Here is an 18,382-nt window from a genome sequence, read left to right as displayed (position 1 = left end):
TGCGAGCCGGATGGCGGGGGCAAAGCCGCTGGTCGCGGGCTGGGCGGCTGGGGTGAGCCCGCCGGTGGTGGGCTGGATGGCTGGAACCGAGCCCGCTGGTCGCGGGCGAAGCGGTCGGGACCGAGCCCGTTGGCCGCGCGGACTGAGCGGCGGGGCCAATGCCGCTGGTCGCAGGCTGAGTGGCTGGGACCGGGACCGCTGGGCGTGGGCGGAGCGGCTGGGACCAACGCCGCTGATCGCAGGCTGGACAGCTCGGATCGAGTCCGCTGGCCGTGGCGGAGCGGTCGGGGCCAACGTCGCTGGTCGCGGGCTGGACGGCTGAGGCCGAGCCCGCTGATCCCGCGGACTGAGCGGTCGGGTCCTCGCCGCTGGGCGCGGCCTGGAACGCCCGGACCGAGGCCGCTGGGCCGGGCCGGATGGACGAGGCCAACTGCCGGTCGAGGGCCGGACGGCTGGAATCAAGCCGCTTGCCGCGCGGACTGAGCGGCCGGGGCCAGTGCCGTCGGCCGCGGGCTGACGGCTCGGAGCCGAGCCGTCAGCCGCGTGCCGGATGGTCCGGTCCGCGCTCGCGACCTTCGTCAGTCGCGGGCCGGACCTTCGTCGCTGCCCTTGTCCTTCTCGTCCTTGCCCTGCTCGCGGCGTTCCGCCTCCTCGGCGCGCTGGATCGCCGCGATCGGGTCGTCGAGGTCCGCGTTGTCCTGGCCCCAGCGTTCGGCGAAGCCCAGGGGGTCGTCCAGGTCCTCGGCGGTGGGGATCAGGTCCGGGTGTTCCCAGACCGAGTCGCGGCCGGTGATGCCGTGCTGGTCGGTCATCACCCGCCACAGGGCCGCCGCGGCGCGCAGGCGGCGCGGGCGGAGCTCCAGGCCGACCAGGGTGGCGAAGGTCTGTTCTGCTGGGCCGCCGCTGGCGCGTCGGCGGCGCAGGGTCTCGCGGAGGGCGTCGGCGCCTGGCAGGCGGTCGCCGACCGCGTCGCCGACCACCACGTCCACCCAGCCCTCGACCAGGGCCAGCATGGTCTCCAGGCGAGCCAGCGCCGCCTTCTGCTCTGGGGAGTGTTCCGGGTTGAGCACGCCGGAACCCATCGCCTCTTCCAGGGCGGTGGGGTTGCTGGGGTCGATCTGGCCCGCCAGGTTCTCCAGGGCGGCCACGTCGACCTTGATGCCGCTGGCGAACTCCTCGACCGTGGCCATCAGCCGCTGGCGCAGCCACGGCACGTGCGCGAACAGCCGCTGGTGCGCGGCCTCGCGGGCGGCCAGGAACACCAGCACCTCGCTGGCCGGGCGGCCCAGGCCCTCGGTGAACTTCTCCACGTTCGCCGGCACCAGGGCGGCCACGCCCTCCGGGCCGAGCGGCAGGCCCACCTCGGTGGAGGTCAGCACCTCCGCGCCGAGCTGGGCCAGCGCGTTGCCGAGCTGGGAGCCGAAGGCGAGCCCGCCCATCTGCCCGACCATGGACAGCAGCGGGCCAGCGGCCTGCCGCGCCTCGTCCGGCAGGGCGTCCACCCAGGCGCCGGAGACGCGCTGCGCCACCGGGTCGCACAGCCTTTGCCAGGCGGGCAGGGTCTGCTCGACCCAGGTCATCGCCGACCAGCTCTGCGTGCTGCGCGCGCCGACTGGCAGCGCGGTCGCCGGGTCGAGCCACAGCTCGGCCAGGCGCACGGCGTCGGCGACCGCGGTGTCCTGCTGGCCGCTGGGGTTGAGGTTGCCGCCGCTGTCGATGAGCTGCTGCACGGCGATCTGTTTGGCCACGTCGTAGTTGACCGGCCCGGACTGCCCAGCCGACTGGCTGAGCATCTGACCGAGCTGGCTGAGCATCTGGCCGAGCGCGCCCATGTCGAGGCTGCCGCCTGGCGGCATGCCCGGCAGACCGGGGATGCCCCCGGGTGGCATCCCGGGAAGGCCGAAACCGAAGGGGTTCTGCTGGCCGCCCGCTCCCTCGGAGCGCTTGCGGCCGTCGCCCTCGTCCGGGTCCGGTGCGCTGAAGCCGAACGGCTGGTCCGTCATGCCTCCACGGTACGCGGACCGTGGTGGGTGCACCCGGTGGCGTCGCCCGCCCCGTACGCTGTGTGGTCGTGACCCGCCGTACCTGGACGCTGCTTTTCAGTTCCGTGCTCGTGCTGGTGCTCGGCCTGCTCGGCGCCCTGCTGCCGGTGCCCTATGTCGCACTCGGTCCCGGCCCGGTCTACGACACCCTCGGCAAGGTCAACGACACCCAGGTGGTCGAGATCGGCGGTGAGAACACCTTCCCGACCGGCGGCAAGCTGTCCATGACCACGGTCTCGCTCAACGACGGCATGACCCTGCTCAGCGCCTTCGGCCTGTGGCTGTCCGGGGACTACGCGCTGGCCCCGCGCGAGGAGCTGTTCCCGCCGGAGAAGACCAAGCAGCAGATCGACCAGGAGAACACCAAGGCCTTCCAGGACTCCCAGACCAGCGCCGAGATCGCCGCGCTGCGGTACCTGAAGTACCCGGTCAAGGTGCTCGCGATGAAGATCGAGGACAACAGCGCGGTCAAGGGCATCGTGGAGCCGGGCGACCGGATCATCGCGGTCAACGGCAAGCCGGTGGCCACCGCGGCCGAGGTGCGCGCCGCGCTGGAGGGCAGCAAGCCCGGAGAGCAGGTCGATGTTCGCTACCAGCACAACACCGACCCGGAGAAGACCGCGCGGGTGACCCTGGGCAAGGCCGAGGACCGGCCGCAGGGCGTGCTCGGCGTGAGCTCGGCGGAGCGGCCGGACGTGCCCTTCCAGATCAAGATCGCGCTCAAGGACGTGGGCGGCCCCTCGGCCGGGCTGATGTTCGCGCTGTCCATCGTGGACAAGCTGACCCCCGGCGAGATCAACGGCGGCCAGTCCGTCGCGGGCACCGGCGAGATCGACGCCGACGGCAAGGTGGGCGCGATCGGCGGCATCCCGTTCAAGATGATCGCCGCCCGCAACCAGGGCGCTTCGGTGTTCCTGGTGCCGGAGGGCAACTGCGCCGAGGCCAGGCAGCGCGCCCCCGAGGGGCTCAAGCTGATCAAGGTCGGCACGTTGGACCAGGCGGTGACCGCGCTGGAGGCGCTGCGGAACAACCAGCCCACGCCCGCCTGCTGAGCGGACACGCCGGCACACCGGCCGGGTCCTCGGCGAACCCGGCCGGCGGTCCGAGGCTCAGTCCTGGAAGGTCTGTCGCAGCGCTTCCAGCAGGTTCGGCGCCAGGTCGGGCTGCTCGACCAGCTCGTCGCCAGGCCCGTCCGGGGCCTTGCGCACCCGCAGCACGCAGGCGCCGGTGCCGTCCCGCAGCACCGCGGCCACCAGCCGGGCCTCCCTGCGGTCCGGGTGCTCGGCGGCGATCCGCGCGGTCTCCTCCGGGTCGGTCCCCGCGCCGTTGAGCTGGTCCTCCGCTTCCGGCGGCAGCACCACGATCTCCTGGGTCACCACACAGCCCTGCACCGCGGCCGGCCACACGATCCGGGCCAGCGCGGTGCCCAGGTCACCGTCGGGCAGGCTCTCCTGCGCGATCGGGGTGAGCATGGCGTCGGGGTCCAGGCTGTCCGCCAGCTCGGGTTCCTGTTCCAGCAGCGCGGCCGTCGGGACCAGCGCGAACAGCTGCGGCGGCTGGTCCCAGCCACCGGTCGCGACGAAGTCGTCCACCTCTCGTGCGGCTGCGGGCAGGGCGGCGGTGAAGTCGGGTGCGGAAGACACGGCGCACATCGTCGCACTTCGATAACACGAGGCGAGTCAGGAACCCAAACGGCCGTCCGTAGAGTTGGACATACGGGACGATGCCTGTCCGTTGCTCAGCCGTGCTCTCGGCCTGGACGACATCCGGCCCAGACCGCTGAAAACTGATCGACCGCAACCCAGGAGCGTGCTCACGTGGCCATGCGGCCCCCGGTCGGGATGCCGAAGCTATCCCGACGTAGTCGGATTCTGCTCATCGTCGGCGCGGTAGTCCTCGGCGCCTTCCTGTTGGCCTCCCAGCTGCTCGGCACCTATGTCGACTGGCTGTGGTTCGGCGAGGTCGGCTTCCGTTCGGTGTTCACCACCGTGCTGTTCACCCGGATCGTGCTGTTCGTCTCGGTCGCCGTGCTGATCGGTGGCGCGGTCGGGCTGAGCCTGTTCATCGCCTACCGCAGCCGGCCGGTGTTCGTGCCGGTGGCCGGCCCGGACGACCCCGTCTCCCGCTACCGCACCGCGGTGCTCTCCCGGGTGCGGATCGTCGGGTGGGGCATTCCCATCGCGGTCGGCCTGGTCTCGGGCACCGCCGCGCAGAGCGAGTGGGAACGCGTCCAGCTGTTCCTGAACTCCTCGCCCTTCGGTGTCACCGACCCGGAGTTCGGCCACGACATCAGCTTCTACGCCTTCCGCCTGCCGTTCTACGAGTGGCTGGTCTCCTGGGCGTTCGTCGCGGTGGCCGGCGCGTTCTTCGTCGGGCTGATCGCGCACTACATCTTCGGCGGCATCCGGCTGGCCGGCCGCGGCGGGCAGCTCTCCGCCCCCGCGCGCGTCCAGCTGGCCGTGCTGGCCGGGGTGTTCGTGCTGCTCTACGGCATCTCCTACTACCTGGACCGGTTCGGGCTGCTGCTGAGCACCCGCAAGGACCAGTTCAACGGCGCCACCTACACCGATCTGCACGCGGTGATGCCGGCGAAGCTCATCCTGACCATCATCGCGGTGATCTGCGCGGTGGCCTTCTTCGTCGGCGCGTTCGTGCGCAACCTGCAGATCCCGGTGATCGCCGCGGTGCTGATGGTGCTCTCCAGCGTGCTGCTGGGCGCGGCCTGGCCGCTGCTGCTGGAGCAGTTCTCGGTGCGGCCGAACCCGATCGCCAGGGAGTCCCAGTCGATCGAGCGGAACATCGCGGCGACAAGACAGGCGTACGGGCTGACGCCGGAGAAGGTCAAGTACACCGACTACCCCGGCAAGTCCGAGTCCTCCCAGGCCGAGGTCAAGGCGGACAAGGGCACCATCCCGAACATCCGCCTGCTGGACCCGAACGTGCTCGCGCCGACGTTCACCCAGCAGCAGCAGCGGAAGAACTTCTACGCCTTCGGCGACAAGCTGGACATCGACCGCTACACGATCAACGGCAAGACCCAGGACTACATCGTCGCGGTCCGCGAGCTGAACTCGCAGGGGCTGGCCGAGAACCAGCGGGACTGGCTCAACGCCCACCTCACCTACACCCACGGCGACGGCTTCGTCGCGGCCCAGGCGAACACGGTGAACTCCGCGATCGAGGACGGCAGCGGCCAGGGCGGCTACCCGAACTACCAGGTCAGCGACCTGTCCTCGAAGAGCATCTTCCACGTGGACCAGCCGCGGATCTACTTCGGCGAGAAGATCACCAACTACGCGATCGTCGGTTCCGCCGGTGGGGCCCCGCAGGAGTACGACACCGACTCCAGCAAGTACACCTACACCGGCAAGGGTGGCGTGCCGATCGGGAACTGGTTCAACCGGCTGGCCTTCGCGGCCAACGAGGGTGAACGCAACATCCTGTTCTCCAGCGCCATCGGCGGCGACTCCAAGATCATCTACAACCGCAACCCGCGGGACCGGGTGATGAAGGCCGCGCCGTGGCTGACCGTGGACGCCGACCCGTACCCCGCGGTGGTGGACGGCCGGATCCAGTGGATCGTCGACGGCTACACCACGCTGCAGAACTACCCGTACGCCCAGCGCATGTCGCTCGGCGAGACGGTGCAGGACTCGCTGCCCGGTCAGCCCCGGCTGCCCAACACGCAGATCAACTACATCCGCAACTCGGTCAAGGCCACCGTGGACGCCTACGACGGCACGGTGACCCTGTACGCGGTGGATGAGCAGGACCCGGTGCTCAAGGCCTGGCGGGGCGTGTTCCCCGGCCTGGTCAAGGGCAACAACGAGGTCAAGCCCTCGCTGCGGGAGCACTTCCGTTACCCGGAGGACCTGTTCAAGGTCCAGCGCAGCCTGCTCGCCCGCTACCACGTCGACCAGCCCGGCATCTTCTTCAACCAGAACGAGTTCTGGGATGTGCCGGACGACCCGACCGACGAGTCGGTGGGCACCTCCACCGCCACCGGCAACCGCGAGGGCAAGCTGCCGCCGTACTACGTGGTGGCCCAGCTCAACGGCCAGGCCAAGCCGACCTTCCAGCTGACCAGCGCGTTGACCGGTCTGAAACGGGAGTTCCTGGCCGCCTGGGTGAGCGCGTCCTCCGATCCGGACACCTACGGCCAGCTCAACGTGCTCAGACTGCCGACCAACACCCAGACCGAGGGTCCGGGCCAGGTGCAGAACAGGTTCTTCTCCACACCTGAGGTGACGGAGAACCGGACGCTGTTCAACAACCCGAACGCCAGCGCGGTCAACGGCAACCTGATCACGCTGCCGGTGGCCGGCGGGCTGCTGTACGTGGAGCCGATCTACATCCAGCGCAAGGACCAGAACGCCTTCCCGCAGCTGGCCCGCGTGCTGGTCAGCTTCGGCAACCGGGTCGGCTTCAAGGCGACCCTGGCGGAGGCGCTGGACCAGGTGTTCGGCGCGGGCGCGGGTTCGAACACGACGAACCCCGGCCAGCCCGGTGGTGGCACCACCACGCCGGGGCAGCCGCCGCCCAACCCGAACACGGGCAGCCTGAGCGAGGCGGCGCAGAAGGCCGCCAACGAGATGGGCACGGCCTGGGCGAAGTACAAGAAGGCACAGGTCGACGGGGACTACGCGACCCAGGGCCAGGCGCTCAAGGAACTGGACGAGGCGTCCAAGCGCTTCGACCAGGCCCGCCAGGCGCCGCCGCCCAGCACGGGCACCTCAACACCGCCCACTTCGACGCCGGGCGGATGATTCGGAGTGCGGGGTGGGTCACATTTCTGGGTCTCCAGGTGATTCGCCCCGCACCTTCCGTCAGCTGAATGTTGTGGTCAGGCCCGGTTCGCCGGGCCTTTCCGCTTTTTCGGAGGGCGGAGGGGCCGGGCGGCGATCTCCGGCGGTCGTCCGGGGACGGGTAGGCTGAGGGAAGTTCCAGCAGGTCAGGGGCGGTTTTACCCCCCGATTTGGAAATGCATGGACGTGGGTGTAAAGTAGTTCCTGTCAGCAAGAACGACGGAAACAAAAAAGCAAGACGGCGCGGGGTGGAGCAGCTCGGTAGCTCGCTGGGCTCATAACCCAGAGGTCACAGGTTCGAATCCTGTCCCCGCTACTAGATCCGGCCCCCAGGGTTTTAAGCCCTGGGGGCCGGATTCTTTTTGCGTTTGTGCGCCAGTGCCGCCGCGACCGGGATGGGGACCGCGGGGGCTGCGCCGCCAGGGCGGTGGGGCTCAGCGGGGCTGGGTCAGTAGTGGCCGAGCAGGCGCTGGAAGTTGCGGGCCTGGGTTTCCGGGTCGAAGAACTCCGGGGGCACCGCCTCGCCCAGGCTGAGCAGCTCGACCATCATCCCGGTGCCCAGGCTGGCCAGCAGCTGGGCCAGGTCCTCCGACGGCTCGCCGCCGATGGCGCGCAGCATCCTCTTCTGCCAGTCCGCGAACAGGCTCCTGGCCGCCGCGACGCCCGGGCGCAGTTCCGGGCGCCGGACGGCCTCCAGGGTCAGTTCCATGGTGGCGATGGTCAGGGTCGGGTCGGCCTGGACCGCGCGCATGTGCGTGCTGATCATCTGGGCCAGCTCCAGCGGGGTGCGGGGCTGGGCTTCGGCCACCGCGGTCATCACGGCCAGCTGGCGCTCGTTCACCCTGGCCTGCACGGCCTCCAGCAGGGCCAGCCGGGTGCGGAAGTAGTACGAGGTGGAACCGGCGGCCAGGCCGGCCTTGGCGTCCACCGCACGGTGCGTCAGGCCGCGGGAGCCCGCCTCGGCGAGCACCTCGATGGCCGCGTCGGCGATCGCTTCGCGGCGGGTGGACTGCTCGTTGCTCATGCTCGGTAGTACCTCGGCGTCGTTCCGTGTACTCTACGGCTGTAGAGCCTCTACGTCCGTAGAGTCTGGGCCAGGATCTGGGGGAGTGTGTCATGTCGACGCCCACCGCTGAATTTCTCACCCTGATGGGGCCGGAGCCGTTCGACCTGCTCACGCGGGTGCGCGAGACCGCGCCGGTGGTCCCGATCGGATTCCCGGACGGGCTGGACCGGCATCTGGTCACCCGGCACGAGGACGTCCGGCAGGTGCTCGCCGATCCCCGGTTCAGCAGCGACCTGACCGAGTCCGTCAACCAGCTCCAGGGACCCACCGCGCCGGTGCTGCGCAAGTTCCAGGAGTTGCTCGGCCGGTCCATGCTCAACGTGGACCCGCCGGACCACACCCGGCTGCGCAAGCTCGTGGTGCGCGCCTTCAGCGCCAAGCGGGTGGACGCGCTGCGGCCGCGGATCACCGAGCTGGCCGGTCAGCTGCTGGACCGGGTGGCCGGGCAGTCCGAGATCGACCTGGTGGCCGACTTCTCCTTCCCGCTGCCGGTGCTGGTGATCTGCGAGCTGCTCGGCGTGCCGCCGGAGGACCGCGCGCACTTCAGCGCGCTCTCCCACCAGATGCTGGCCTACCTGGACTCCGAGCGGGCCATCCGGGAGGCCGAGGCCGGAATCGACGGTCTGGTCGCCTACATGAGCGGGCTGATCGAGGCCAAGCGGGCGGCCCCGGCGGACGACCTGATCAGCGACCTGATCGCGATCAGCGAGGACGGGGACCGGCTGGCCCCTGACGAGCTGGTGGCCATGGGCGTGCTGCTGCTGAACGCCGGGCACGAGACCACGGTCAACCTGATCGGCAACGGCGCGGTGCTGCTGCTCCAGCGGCCGGACGTGCTGGCCAGGCTGCGTGAGGAGCCGGCGCTGGTGGCCGCCGCGGTGGAGGAGTTCCTGCGGCTGGACGGGCCGGTGCACCCGGGGCTGGTCCGGCGGGCGACCGTGGACGCCGAGGTCGGCGGGGTGCCGGTGCCCGCGGGCACGCTGCTGCTGCTCGTGATGAGCGCGGCGAACCGGGATCCCCGGCAGTTCGCCAACCCGGATGAGATCGACCTGGACCGCGTGGACAACCAGCACCTGGCCTTCGGCTACGGGATCCACTTCTGCCTCGGCGCGCGGCTGGCCCGGCTGGAGAGCGAGATCGCCTTCAACGCGCTGCTGGCGCGCTACCCGAAGCTGGAGCTGGCGGTGCCCGTCGCGGAGCTGCTCCGGCGGCCGGGCGCGCTGCTGCGGGGCTTCGACTCGGTGCCGCTGCGGGTCGGCGGCTGAGGCGGGGCAGAGCCGGTCGAGGGGGTACGAGCCGGTCCAGCGGAGGGGCTGGACCGGCCCGCCCACGTTGTGGTCAGAGCCCCTTGACCCACGCGTGCGCGCAGGCCGGCGAGCACACCCGGCCGTCGCCGTTGGCCACGGAATGCGGCTTGAGCTTCTTGCCGCAGACCATGCAGTTGTCGCGTGGTGCGGACTCGGTGAGCCGCTGCGGGATCAACGCCTTCGCCCGCGCGGTCACATTGCTCTTGACCTTGGTGGTCACCTCGGTCTTCTTCTCGGCCAGCTTCGTTCGGAACCAACTGCGGTGCACGGCAGGACCTCCCCGTCACAGGATCTGCTCGTCGGCGGACGACGGGGCCCGTACGGCGTTGGACGAGCCCCGCGGCGAGTGATCTTCCGGGCTGTTGCGCCGTCCGGGGTAGACCTGTGCGCCGGAAACACCGGTCCGCGTCGGCCGAACCACCCGCGTGGGGGCTAAGGAACGCGCTGCTGGCTGCGCTGCGTGAAGGAGCGCCGGTACTCACCCGGCGGTAGACCATAGGCGTTCTTGAACACCTTGCTGAAGTGCGCGGCGTCCCGGAAGCCCCAGGAGGCCGCCAGCACCGCGACCGGACGCCCGGCCTGGGCCACGTCCCGCAGGTCGCTGCGGCAGCGCTCCAGCCGCCGGGCCCGCACGTAGGCGGCCAGCGACTCGGGCCGGTCCTCGAACAGCTTGTGCAGGTACCTGGTGGAGACGTGGTGCGCCGCGGCGATGGACTCCGGGTCCAGGTCCGGGTCGTGCAGCCGGGCCTCCACGAAGGAGAGCACCCGCAGCAGCAGCGCGCGCCGCGCCGAGTCCGGCTCGATCGACCTCGGCGCGCTGTGCTCGCCGAGCAGCACGCCGAGCAGATCGATCAGGTTGTCGGTCAGCCGCACCCCGGCCGCGCCGTCGGTGTCGTCCATTGTGGACACCACGTGCCGGAGCAGCTGGGCGACCACCTCGCCGAGCCCGGCCGAGGTGGGCAGCCGGGTGGCCAGCAGCCGGTCGTCCTCGTCGGTGGTGGCCAGCAGCCTGCGCGGGTACTGCAACACGAGCAGCCGCACGTCCTCCGGCATCACCATCTCGTAGGGCCGGGAGCCGTCGTAGAGCACCATGTCGCCGGGACCCAGCTCGGTGCGCCTGCCGTCCTGGTTCAGCACGCAGTTGCCCTGCGCCACCAGGGTGGTCTTGCACAGCTCATAACCGGTCTCGCCGCCCCTGCGCGCCCGCCGGATCACGTGCGGGCTGGCGGTGATCTCGTTGACCTGCACCGCGCCGAAGCGCTGGCCGCGCAGGCTCGCCCGGAAGTGCTCGGCCCGCGCGTCGGTGATCTCGATCGGCATCGCGGCCCGTTCACCGGCATCCCGCCAGTAGTCAAGGCGGTCGCGCTCGCTGACGGTGCTGGTGTGCACGAGCACGGGCATGACGGCCTCCTCCCGGTATCCGTCCAGTGAACCGGGTCAGCGTGTGCGTTGCCAACCACTGGGCGTGCGCTGACGAACAATCGTTGCTCCATTCGGTGATCAAGACTGCCGGTGCGAACCGAGCACGAGGGGGCGCCGCGTATGCGCATGACGGGCGGCCAGGCCCTGGTCGCGCAGCTGCTCGCGGAAGGGGTCCGCGAGCTGTCCGGGGTGCCGCACGACCTGCTGGCGCCGGCCTCCGAGGCGATCGAGCGCACCGGCGGGGCACTGCGCTGCTACGCCGCGCGGCACGAGCAGGCCGCGGCCAGGATGGCCGACGGCTACGCCCGCGCCTCCGGCCGGATCGGGGTGTGCCTGGTCGGGCCGGGCGCCGGGGTGCTGGACGCGCTCTCCGGCCTGGCCACCGCGCACAGCCGGTCCACGCCGGTGCTGCTGCTGGCCGGGCAGGTGCCCTCGCACCTCATCGGCGCCGGACTCGGCCTGCCGCACGAGCTGCCCGACCAGTCCGGCGTGCTGGCCGCGCTGACCACCCGGTGCGCGCTGGCCAGGCGGCCGGAACAGGTGCCTGCCATGGTGCGCACCGCGGTCCGCGCGCTGCGCTCGGGGCGGCCCCGGCCGGTGGCGCTGGAGCTGCCGCCGGACGTGCTCGCCGCCGAGGCCGACATCCGGCTGCTGGACCCCGGCATCGACGGCGTGCTCCCGGTGCGGCCGGATGAGGGCGAGATCGAGGCCGCGGCGAAGTTGTTGCGCGCGGCACACAAACCCGTGCTGTACGCGGGCTGGGGTGTGCAGGCCGCGGACGCCGACGGCGAGCTGCTCGCGCTGGCCGAGGCGCTCGGCGCGCCGGTGGTGACCAGCCTCGGCGGGCCAGGAGCGATTCCCGGCGACCACCCGCTGGCCTTCCCCCACCTGGCGGGCAGGCAGTTGCTGCGGGCGGCCGATGTGGTGCTCGCGGTCGGGGCCCGCTTCCTGGACGCCACCGGCGAGCCGAACCGGATCGGCGCGCACACCAAGCTGGTGCTGCTCAACGCCGACGAGCACGACCTGGGCGGGCCGAGGGAGCCGGACGTGGCGGTGTATGCCGACGCCCGGCTGGGCTTGGCCGCGCTGGCGCAGGCCCTGGCGGACCGGCCGCGCAGCCAGTGGCCGGTGTCCACAGTGGACCGGATCTGGGCGTGGACGGCCCGCGAGCTGACCTCCTGCGGGCCGCAGCTGGGCTGGGTTTCCGCGCTGCGCAAAGCGATCCCAGCCGAGGGCGTGCTGGTGGACGAGGTCGGCCCGGTCGGCTGTGTGGTGCCCTCGGCATACCCGGTGCTGGAGCCGCGGACCTTCCTCTCCGCCGGGCAGGACGGCGGGCTCGGCGGCGCGTTCGCCACCGCGCTCGGCGCCAAGCTGGCCCAGCCGGACCGGCCGGTGGTGGCCCTGCTCGGCGACGGGGTGACGGCGTGGAACCCGCAGGAGCTGGCCACCGCCAAGCGCTATCGGATCGGTGTGGTCACCGTGGTGTTCAACGAGAACCCGGCAGGCGTGGACTTCCTCAGCCTGGCCAAGGCTTTTGGCGTGCAGGCCACCAGGGCCGCCGACCCGGACGCGCTGACGGCGGCGGTGGCGCGGGCGGTGCACCTGGCCGAGCCCGCGCTGGTGGAGGTGCCTGCCGGACCCATGCCCAGCCCGCGCCATCTGGTGCACGACCGCAGATCCCTGCGCCCGGCGGTCCCAGTCCGCAGAGGGCCATTCGGGTGATCACCAGGCCCGTTCGGCCCAGAGCGCGACCATACACAATGGACAGAACGGCTGACCAATGTGGACAGCGGGGGAAAGCCGTGGCACCGTTGGACATGTGTCAGAACTGAACGCGACTGCCGCGGCTCTCCTCGGCCTGCTGCACGACGGTCCCAAGACCGGCGGCCAGCTCGTTGCTGCCGCAACGGAACGCTTCGGTGCGTTCTTCAGCGTCACGCGCAGCCAGGTCTACCGGGAACTGCCGGCGCTGGCCGACAACGGCTTGCTCAAGCTCGGCAAGCAGGGGCCGCGCTCGAGCCAGCAGTACCTCATCACCGCGGCCGGCAAGAAGGCATTCAAGGCCTGGCTGGCCACCGAGCCCGGTCCCGACCACCTGCGCAGCCCGCTGATCCTGCGGCTGATGCACGCCGGCTCGTTGCCGGCCAAGCAGCGCCAGGCGCTGGTGGACACCGCCAAGCAGGCGTACAACAGCCAGCTGGACGAGGCCCGCAACGCGGCCAAGGCCGCCGCCGACCCCTACGCCAAGGCTGCCGCGGACTTCGCCGTGGCGCACACCCGGGCCGTGATCAAGCTGCTGGACGCCATCCCCGTCACCTGAGCGGCCGCTTCCCAGTACGCTCTATGGCTGTGAACCCCGACGTCGCAGCCGACATCAAGGACCTCTCCGCCACCCTGGCCAGCGTGGAGGCGGTGATGGGCCTCGAGAAGTTGCGTGCCGAGGTGGCCGATCTCGACGAGCAGGTCGCCCAGCCGGACCTGTGGAACGACCAGGAACGCGCCCAGCAGGTCACCAGCCGGCTCTCCCACAAGAAGGGTGAGCTGCGCCGGGTGACCGACCTGCGCTCCCGCCTCGACGACCTCAGCGTGCTCTACGAGCTCGCCGAGGAGGAAGAGGACGCGTCCTCGGCCGCCGACGCCGACAAGGAGCTGGCGGAGCTGCGCGAGGCGATCGCCTCCCTGGAGGTCCGCACCCTGCTCTCCGGCGAGTACGACTCGCGCGAGGCGCTGGTCTCGGTGCGCGCGGAGGCCGGTGGCGTGGACGCCGCCGACTTCGCCGAGATGCTGATGCGGATGTACCTGCGCTGGGCCGAGCGGCACGGCTACAACACCGACGTGTTCGACGTCTCACACGCCGAAGAGGCCGGCATCAAGTCGGCCACCTTCCGGGTCAAGGCGCCCTTCGCCTACGGCACGCTCTCGGTCGAGCAGGGCACGCACCGGCTGGTGCGCATCTCGCCGTTCGACAACCAGGGCCGCCGCCAGACCTCCTTCGCCGCGGTCGAGGTGGTGCCGGTGGTCGAGCAGTCCGACCACGTGGAGATCGACGAGAAGGACCTGCGGATCGACGTCTACCGCTCCTCCGGTCCCGGCGGCCAGGGCGTGAACACCACCGACTCCGCGGTGCGCATCACGCACATCCCGACCGGCATCGTGGTCTCCTGCCAGAACGAGCGCAGCCAGCTGCAGAACAAGGCCACCGCGATGGGCGTGTTGCAGGCCAAGCTGCTGGAGCGCCGCCGCCAGGAGGAGAAGGCCAAGATCGACGCGCTCAAGGGCGAGGGCGGCGGCTCCTGGGGCAACCAGATGCGCTCCTACGTGCTGCACCCGTACCAGATGGTCAAGGACCTGCGCACGGACTACGAGGTGGGCAACCCCTCGGCGGTCCTCGACGGCGACATCGACGGCTTCCTGGAGGCCGGCATCCGCTGGCGCCGCACCGGCTGACCAACCCCCACCCGCGTACCGGCCGACACGAACGCCGTGTTGGCCGTTGTCGTACGCCGTGTTGGCCGAATTCGTACGGTGTGTTGGCCGATACTGACGGTCATTTGTGTTGACCCTCCGTGTATTCCGGCCAACACACCGTACGAATTCGGCCAACACGCGGGCGGAAAAGGGGTGGTCGGAGTGCCGTTCACCCCATGTAACCGACCGAATACCCGCTTGCGGGCTTGCGTCGCACAGCACTCACACGTCGCATGAGTAGACTCCGGCGTCGTGATTCGGCTCGAACACGTGTCCAAGGCATACAAGACCTCGACCCGTCCCGCGCTCGACGATGTGTCGGTGCACGTGGACAAGGGCGAGTTCGTCTTCCTCATCGGACCGTCCGGCTCCGGCAAGTCGACGTTCCTGCGCTTGCTGCTGCGGGAGGAGACCCCGAGCAAGGGCACCGTGCACGTGGCCGACTACAACGTCGGCAAGCTGTCGCGGCGCCGTGTGCCCAGGCTCCGCCAGCGCATCGGCTGTGTGTTCCAGGACTTCCGGCTGCTGGTGAACAAGACCGTCGCGGAGAACGTGGCGTTCGCGCTGGAGGTCATCGGCAAGCCGCGGCACACCATCCGCAAGGTGGTGCCCGAGGTGCTGGAACTGGTCGGTCTGGACGGCAAGGCGGACCGGCTGCCCAACGAGCTCTCCGGTGGTGAGCAGCAGCGGGTCGCGATCGCGCGAGCGTTCGTGAACCGGCCCCTGCTGCTGCTGGCCGACGAGCCAACGGGCAACCTGGACCCCGACACCAGCCAGGACATCATGCTGCTCCTGGAGCGGATCAACCGCACCGGCACCACCGTGCTGATGGCGACGCACGACCACTCGATCGTCGACGCCATGCGCCGCCGGGTGGTGGAGCTGCACCTCGGCAAGGTCATCCGCGACGACGCCCGAGGGGTCTACGGCGTCGGCCGGTAGTTCCGGTCCCGTCTCCTCCTCCCCGACTACCCAAGGAACGCCGAAGCCCGATGCGCGCCAGTTTTGTGTTCAGCGAAGTCATCACCGGCCTGCGCCGGAACATCACGATGACGATCGCGATGATCCTGACGACGGCGATCTCCCTCGGCCTGCTCGGTGGTGGCCTGCTGATCGTGCGGCTCATCGACAAGGTGCAGAACCAGTACTACGACAAGCTCCAGGTCGGCGTGACCCTTTCTGGCGATCTCAGCGCCAATGACAAGGACTGCGCCCAGGACATCTGCTCTGCCCTGCGCAAGAGCCTGTCCGAGAGCCCGCTCGTGGACACCGTGACCTACGAGAGCCGCGACAAGGCCTACCAGCGGTTCAAGGAGATCTACGCGACCAACCGCGACCTGGTGGAGATCGTCCGTCCCGAGTCGCTGCCCGCCTCCTTCCGGGTCAAGCTCAAGGACCCGACCCGGTTCGAGGCGCTGGCCAAGGAGTACGCCAACAAACCGGGCGTCTCGAAGATCAACGATCAGCGGGCGCTGATCGACCAGCTGTTCAACGTGTTCAACGGCCTGCGCAACGCGACCTTCTTCATCGCGCTGGTGCAAGCCTTGGCCGCGTTGCTGCTGATCTCCAACACCATCCAGGTGTCCGCGTTCACCAGACGCACGGAGGTCGGCATCATGCGCCTGGTCGGCGCGACCCGGTGGTACACCCAACTGCCCTTCCTCATCGAGGCCGTGGTGGCGGGCGTGATCGGCGCCATCCTCGCGGTCAGCGGCCTGGCCATCATCAAGTCGACCATCGTGGACAGCGTGCTGGCCGAGCCGGTGCGCAACGGCGTGATCCCGGCGATCAGCATGGGCGATGTGCTGTTCGTCTCGCCGTGGCTGTTCCTGGTCGGCGTGGTGATCTCGGCGGTCACCGGCTACGTCACGCTGCGGCTGTACGTGCGGCAGTAAACTGGATAGGCCGTGTCTGGCGGATTTCGTGCGCGAGCGCCGGAGTCCAGGTCGTTCCTGACAGTGCCGCCGGACCGATCTCGTACTGGGCGTACTTGGTCGGTTCGGCGGCACTGTCAGGGACGGGCTGGGCCCGGCGATCGCGGGCGAAATCCGCCAGACGCGGCCTAGCCCCCGCACGTAAGGTCTTCTCCATGCCCAAAGAAACCGGTCGCAAGGTGATCGCGTCGAACCGCAAGGCTCGGCACGACTACGCGATCGTCGACACCTACGAGGCCGGCGTGGTGCTGGTCGGCACGGAGGTCAAGAGCCTCCGTCTCGGCCGCGCCTCGCTGGTCGACGCGTTCGCGACCGTGGATGACGGTGAGGTGTGGCTGCGGAACGTGCACATCCCGGAGTACTTCCAGGGCACCTGGACCAACCACACGCCCCGGCGCAACCGGAAACTGCTGCTGCACCGCAGGGAGATCGAGCGCCTGATCGGCAAGCTCAAGGAGAGCGGGCTGAGCCTGGTGCCGCTGTCGATGTACTTCAACGACGGCAAGGTCAAGATCGAGCTGGCCCTGGCCCGCGGCAAGAAGTCCTACGACAAGCGGCACGACCTGGCCAAGCGGGACGCCGAGCGCGAGGTGGCCAAGGTCGCCGGGCGCATCCGCAAGGGCAAGTGGTGACCGGGCCGGGCAGCGACGGGGAGATCCGCGACTGGGTGCGCGGGCTCGGTCTGCCCGGACTCATCGACATCCACGTGCACTTCATGCCGGAGCGGGTGCTGGCGAAGGTCTGGGCCTACTTCGACGCGGCCAGCGAGCACTACGGCGTGGACTGGCCGGTGCGCTACCGCTTCGACGAGCCGACCAGGCTGGCGGTGCTGCGCGGCTTCGGCGTGATCGGGTTCGCGCCGCTGCTCTACCCGCACAAGCCGGCCATGGCCGAGTGGCTCAACGACTGGGCCGCCGAGTTCGCCGAGCGGGAGCCGGACGCGGTGCCCACCGCCACCTTCTACCCCGAGCCCGGCGCGGACGCCTACCTGGCCCGCGCGCTGGAGCGCGGCGTGCGCTGCCTGAAGGCGCACGTGCAGGTCGGCGACTACGACCCGGCGGATCCGTTGCTGGACAAGGTGTGGGGCCTGGTCGCCGAGTCCGGCGTGCCGGTGGTCATCCACTGTGGACACGGGCCGCTGCCCGGCAGGCACACCGGGCTGGACGTCTTCGAGACGGTGCTGCGCCGCCATCCCCGGCTGACCGCGGTGCTCGCGCACGCGGGCACCCCGGACTACCTGGCCGCGCTGGAACTGGTGCGCCGCTACCCGAGGGTGCACCTGGACACCACCATGGTCGGGGTGGCCTTCACCGAGCGGAACGCGCCGCTGCCCGCGGACTGGACCGCGCGGCTGGCCGAGTTCGGCGACCGGGTGGCGCTGGGCACCGACTACCCGAATATTCCGTACGAGTACAGCGAGCAGCTGCGGGCGATCGCGGGCTGGGCGCAGGACCTGGGGCCGGAGTTCCTGCGCGCGGTGCTGCACGACACCCCGGCCCGGCTGCTCGGCCGCTGACTCAGGCCGCGATCACCGCCACGCCGGTCCGGCCGCCGTCCACGTCCAGCACCGCGCCGTGGATGAACTCCGCGTCCGCGCTGGCCAGGTAGACCGCGGCCTTTGCGATGGACTCCGGCGCGCCGATGGTCCCGTACGGGGTGCCCTTCATCATGCCCACGGCCGGGTGGTCGGCCGCGGTGTGCACCACGCCGGGGGAGATCGCGTTGACCCGCACCCCGGCCGGGCCGAACTCCGCGGACCAGGAGCGGGTCATGGACTCCAGCGCGGCCTTGGAGGCGGCGTAGGCCGCGCCGATCGGGATGCCGAGGCGAGCGACCCAGGAGCCGAGGTTGACGATCACGCCGCCACCCTGGGCCGCCATGGCCGGTGCGATGGCTGCGGTGAGGAAGAACGGGGCTTTCACGTTCACGCCGAAGACCTCGTCGAAGCGCGGCTCAGTGGTCTCGGCGGTGCTGGAGCCGCCGATCGCGCCCGCGTTGTTGACCAGGATGTCGATCCGGCCGAGCAGCGAGGTGGCCGCGGCGGCGAGCTCCCGGGCGGCTTCCGGCGAGCCGCTGAGGTCGGCGGCCAGGAAGTCCGCGCGACCGCCCGCGGCCTCGATCTCGGCCACCACGGCCGCGCCGCGTTCGGCGTTGCGGCCGGTGACCAGGACGTGCGCGCCCTCGGCCGCGAGGGCCAGCGCGATGGCCCGGCCGAGGTTGCTGGTGGAGCCGGTGACCAGGGCGGTCTTGTTCGCCAAGCGCATGGGAGTGATCCTTCCGAGCTGAGTGGACCGTATAGTCCAGAAGCTAGCACAGAAGTGGACCGACTAGTCCAGAG

16 protein-coding genes and 1 tRNA gene are annotated in these 18,382 nt (G+C 70.5%); 11 read left to right on the top strand and 6 right to left on the bottom strand.

Annotated features, from left to right (window positions below; all coding sequences use genetic code 11):
• Positions 1–578 precede the first annotated feature (578 nt).
• Positions 579–2,003: a zinc-dependent metalloprotease gene (locus tag N8J89_RS36020; RefSeq protein WP_283661401.1), complete on the bottom strand. Its 1,425-nt coding sequence runs from the start codon at positions 2,001–2,003 to the stop codon at positions 579–581.
• 68 nt (positions 2,004–2,071) lie between these two features.
• Between N8J89_RS36020 and N8J89_RS36015 the strand changes: the two genes are divergently transcribed.
• Positions 2,072–3,094: a YlbL family protein gene (locus N8J89_RS36015; RefSeq protein ID WP_283661400.1), complete on the top strand. Its 1,023-nt coding sequence runs from the start codon at positions 2,072–2,074 to the stop codon at positions 3,092–3,094.
• Between the two features lie 57 nt (positions 3,095–3,151).
• On the opposite strand, the gene N8J89_RS36010 is transcribed toward N8J89_RS36015, so the two are convergent.
• On the bottom strand, positions 3,152–3,694 hold the full coding sequence (locus N8J89_RS36010) for a PPA1309 family protein (protein WP_283661399.1): 543 nt from the start codon (positions 3,692–3,694) through the stop codon (positions 3,152–3,154).
• A gap of 171 nt (positions 3,695–3,865) precedes the next feature.
• Here N8J89_RS36010 and N8J89_RS36005 point away from each other — a divergent pair, with 171 nt between their 5' ends.
• The gene (locus N8J89_RS36005; protein WP_283666334.1) at positions 3,866–6,808 is read left to right on the top strand and encodes a UPF0182 family protein; all 2,943 of its coding nucleotides are present in this window, start codon (positions 3,866–3,868) and stop codon (positions 6,806–6,808) included.
• A gap of 281 nt (positions 6,809–7,089) precedes the next feature.
• A tRNA-Met gene (locus N8J89_RS36000) sits at positions 7,090–7,163 on the top strand.
• Between the two features lie 132 nt (positions 7,164–7,295).
• Here N8J89_RS36000 and N8J89_RS35995 read toward each other — a convergent pair.
• Positions 7,296–7,871, bottom strand: a complete 576-nt coding sequence (locus tag N8J89_RS35995; RefSeq protein ID WP_283661398.1) for a TetR/AcrR family transcriptional regulator — start codon at positions 7,869–7,871, stop codon at positions 7,296–7,298.
• Positions 7,872–7,963: 92 nt separating this feature from the next.
• Here N8J89_RS35995 and N8J89_RS35990 point away from each other — a divergent pair, with 92 nt between their 5' ends.
• A complete protein-coding gene (locus N8J89_RS35990; protein WP_283661397.1) occupies positions 7,964–9,178 on the top strand; it encodes a cytochrome P450 family protein in 1,215 nt (404 codons plus the stop codon).
• Positions 9,179–9,251: 73 nt separating this feature from the next.
• On the opposite strand, the gene N8J89_RS35985 is transcribed toward N8J89_RS35990, so the two are convergent.
• Positions 9,252–9,488 carry a hypothetical protein gene (locus N8J89_RS35985; RefSeq protein WP_252482225.1) on the bottom strand — a complete coding sequence of 79 codons (237 nt, stop codon included), beginning with the start codon at positions 9,486–9,488 and terminating at the stop codon, positions 9,252–9,254.
• A gap of 164 nt (positions 9,489–9,652) precedes the next feature.
• Positions 9,653–10,621, bottom strand: coding sequence for an AraC-like ligand-binding domain-containing protein (locus tag N8J89_RS35980; protein ID WP_283661396.1), 969 nt, complete (start codon positions 10,619–10,621; stop codon positions 9,653–9,655).
• Positions 10,622–10,762: 141 nt separating this feature from the next.
• Here N8J89_RS35980 and N8J89_RS35975 point away from each other — a divergent pair, with 141 nt between their 5' ends.
• The 7 genes from N8J89_RS35975 to N8J89_RS35945 all read left to right on the top strand — a co-directional run bounded on the left by N8J89_RS35975 (position 10,763) and on the right by N8J89_RS35945 (position 17,560).
• Positions 10,763–12,364 (top strand): thiamine pyrophosphate-binding protein, encoded by a 1,602-nt coding sequence (locus N8J89_RS35975; protein ID WP_283661395.1) that lies wholly within the window; start codon positions 10,763–10,765, stop codon positions 12,362–12,364.
• Between the two features lie 97 nt (positions 12,365–12,461).
• Positions 12,462–12,962, top strand: coding sequence for a PadR family transcriptional regulator (locus N8J89_RS35970; RefSeq protein ID WP_283661394.1), 501 nt, complete (start codon positions 12,462–12,464; stop codon positions 12,960–12,962).
• A 23-nt stretch (positions 12,963–12,985) separates the two neighbouring features.
• Positions 12,986–14,089: a peptide chain release factor 2 gene (gene prfB / locus N8J89_RS35965; protein WP_349497424.1), complete on the top strand. Its 1,104-nt coding sequence runs from the start codon at positions 12,986–12,988 to the stop codon at positions 14,087–14,089.
• Positions 14,090–14,362: 273 nt separating this feature from the next.
• Positions 14,363–15,052, top strand: a complete 690-nt coding sequence (gene ftsE, locus N8J89_RS35960; RefSeq protein ID WP_252482220.1) for a cell division ATP-binding protein FtsE — start codon at positions 14,363–14,365, stop codon at positions 15,050–15,052.
• 50 nt (positions 15,053–15,102) lie between these two features.
• Positions 15,103–16,005: a permease-like cell division protein FtsX gene (gene ftsX / locus N8J89_RS35955; protein ID WP_252482219.1), complete on the top strand. Its 903-nt coding sequence runs from the start codon at positions 15,103–15,105 to the stop codon at positions 16,003–16,005.
• Between the two features lie 194 nt (positions 16,006–16,199).
• Positions 16,200–16,676, top strand: coding sequence for an SsrA-binding protein SmpB (gene smpB / locus N8J89_RS35950; RefSeq protein WP_252482218.1), 477 nt, complete (start codon positions 16,200–16,202; stop codon positions 16,674–16,676).
• On the top strand, positions 16,673–17,560 hold the full coding sequence (locus N8J89_RS35945) for an amidohydrolase family protein (RefSeq protein ID WP_283661392.1): 888 nt from the start codon (positions 16,673–16,675) through the stop codon (positions 17,558–17,560). The genes smpB and N8J89_RS35945 overlap by 4 nt, the downstream gene beginning before the upstream one ends.
• Before the next feature lies 1 nt (position 17,561).
• Here N8J89_RS35945 and N8J89_RS35940 read toward each other — a convergent pair whose 3' ends face one another.
• Positions 17,562–18,308 carry an SDR family NAD(P)-dependent oxidoreductase gene (locus N8J89_RS35940; protein ID WP_283661391.1) on the bottom strand — a complete coding sequence of 249 codons (747 nt, stop codon included), beginning with the start codon at positions 18,306–18,308 and terminating at the stop codon, positions 17,562–17,564.
• Positions 18,309–18,382 lie beyond the last annotated feature (74 nt).

It is taken from the genome of Crossiella sp. CA-258035 (assembly GCF_030064675.1).
Lineage (GTDB): Bacteria > Actinomycetota > Actinomycetes > Mycobacteriales > Pseudonocardiaceae > Crossiella.
Note: the sequence above shows the minus strand (reverse complement) of the source record. Positions and strands in the feature narration are given on the sequence as shown.

What these genes read in the sequence shown, in the direction of transcription:
- prfB (WP_349497424.1), top strand. Translation starts at nt 12,986, where the DNA reads ATGGCTGTGAACCCCGACGTCGCAGCCGACATCAAGGACCTCTCCGCC.
- N8J89_RS35995 (WP_283661398.1), bottom strand. Translation starts at nt 7,871, where the DNA reads ATGAGCAACGAGCAGTCCACCCGCCGCGAAGCGATCGCCGACGCGGCC.
- N8J89_RS35940 (WP_283661391.1), bottom strand. Translation starts at nt 18,308, where the DNA reads ATGCGCTTGGCGAACAAGACCGCCCTGGTCACCGGCTCCACCAGCAAC.
- N8J89_RS36020 (WP_283661401.1), bottom strand. Translation starts at nt 2,003, where the DNA reads ATGACGGACCAGCCGTTCGGCTTCAGCGCACCGGACCCGGACGAGGGC.
- ftsX (WP_252482219.1), top strand. Translation starts at nt 15,103, where the DNA reads ATGCGCGCCAGTTTTGTGTTCAGCGAAGTCATCACCGGCCTGCGCCGG.
- smpB (WP_252482218.1), top strand. Translation starts at nt 16,200, where the DNA reads ATGCCCAAAGAAACCGGTCGCAAGGTGATCGCGTCGAACCGCAAGGCT.
- N8J89_RS35980 (WP_283661396.1), bottom strand. Translation starts at nt 10,621, where the DNA reads ATGCCCGTGCTCGTGCACACCAGCACCGTCAGCGAGCGCGACCGCCTT.
- N8J89_RS36010 (WP_283661399.1), bottom strand. Translation starts at nt 3,694, where the DNA reads ATGTGCGCCGTGTCTTCCGCACCCGACTTCACCGCCGCCCTGCCCGCA.
- N8J89_RS35975 (WP_283661395.1), top strand. Translation starts at nt 10,763, where the DNA reads ATGCGCATGACGGGCGGCCAGGCCCTGGTCGCGCAGCTGCTCGCGGAA.
- N8J89_RS36005 (WP_283666334.1), top strand. Translation starts at nt 3,866, where the DNA reads ATGCGGCCCCCGGTCGGGATGCCGAAGCTATCCCGACGTAGTCGGATT.
- N8J89_RS35990 (WP_283661397.1), top strand. Translation starts at nt 7,964, where the DNA reads ATGTCGACGCCCACCGCTGAATTTCTCACCCTGATGGGGCCGGAGCCG.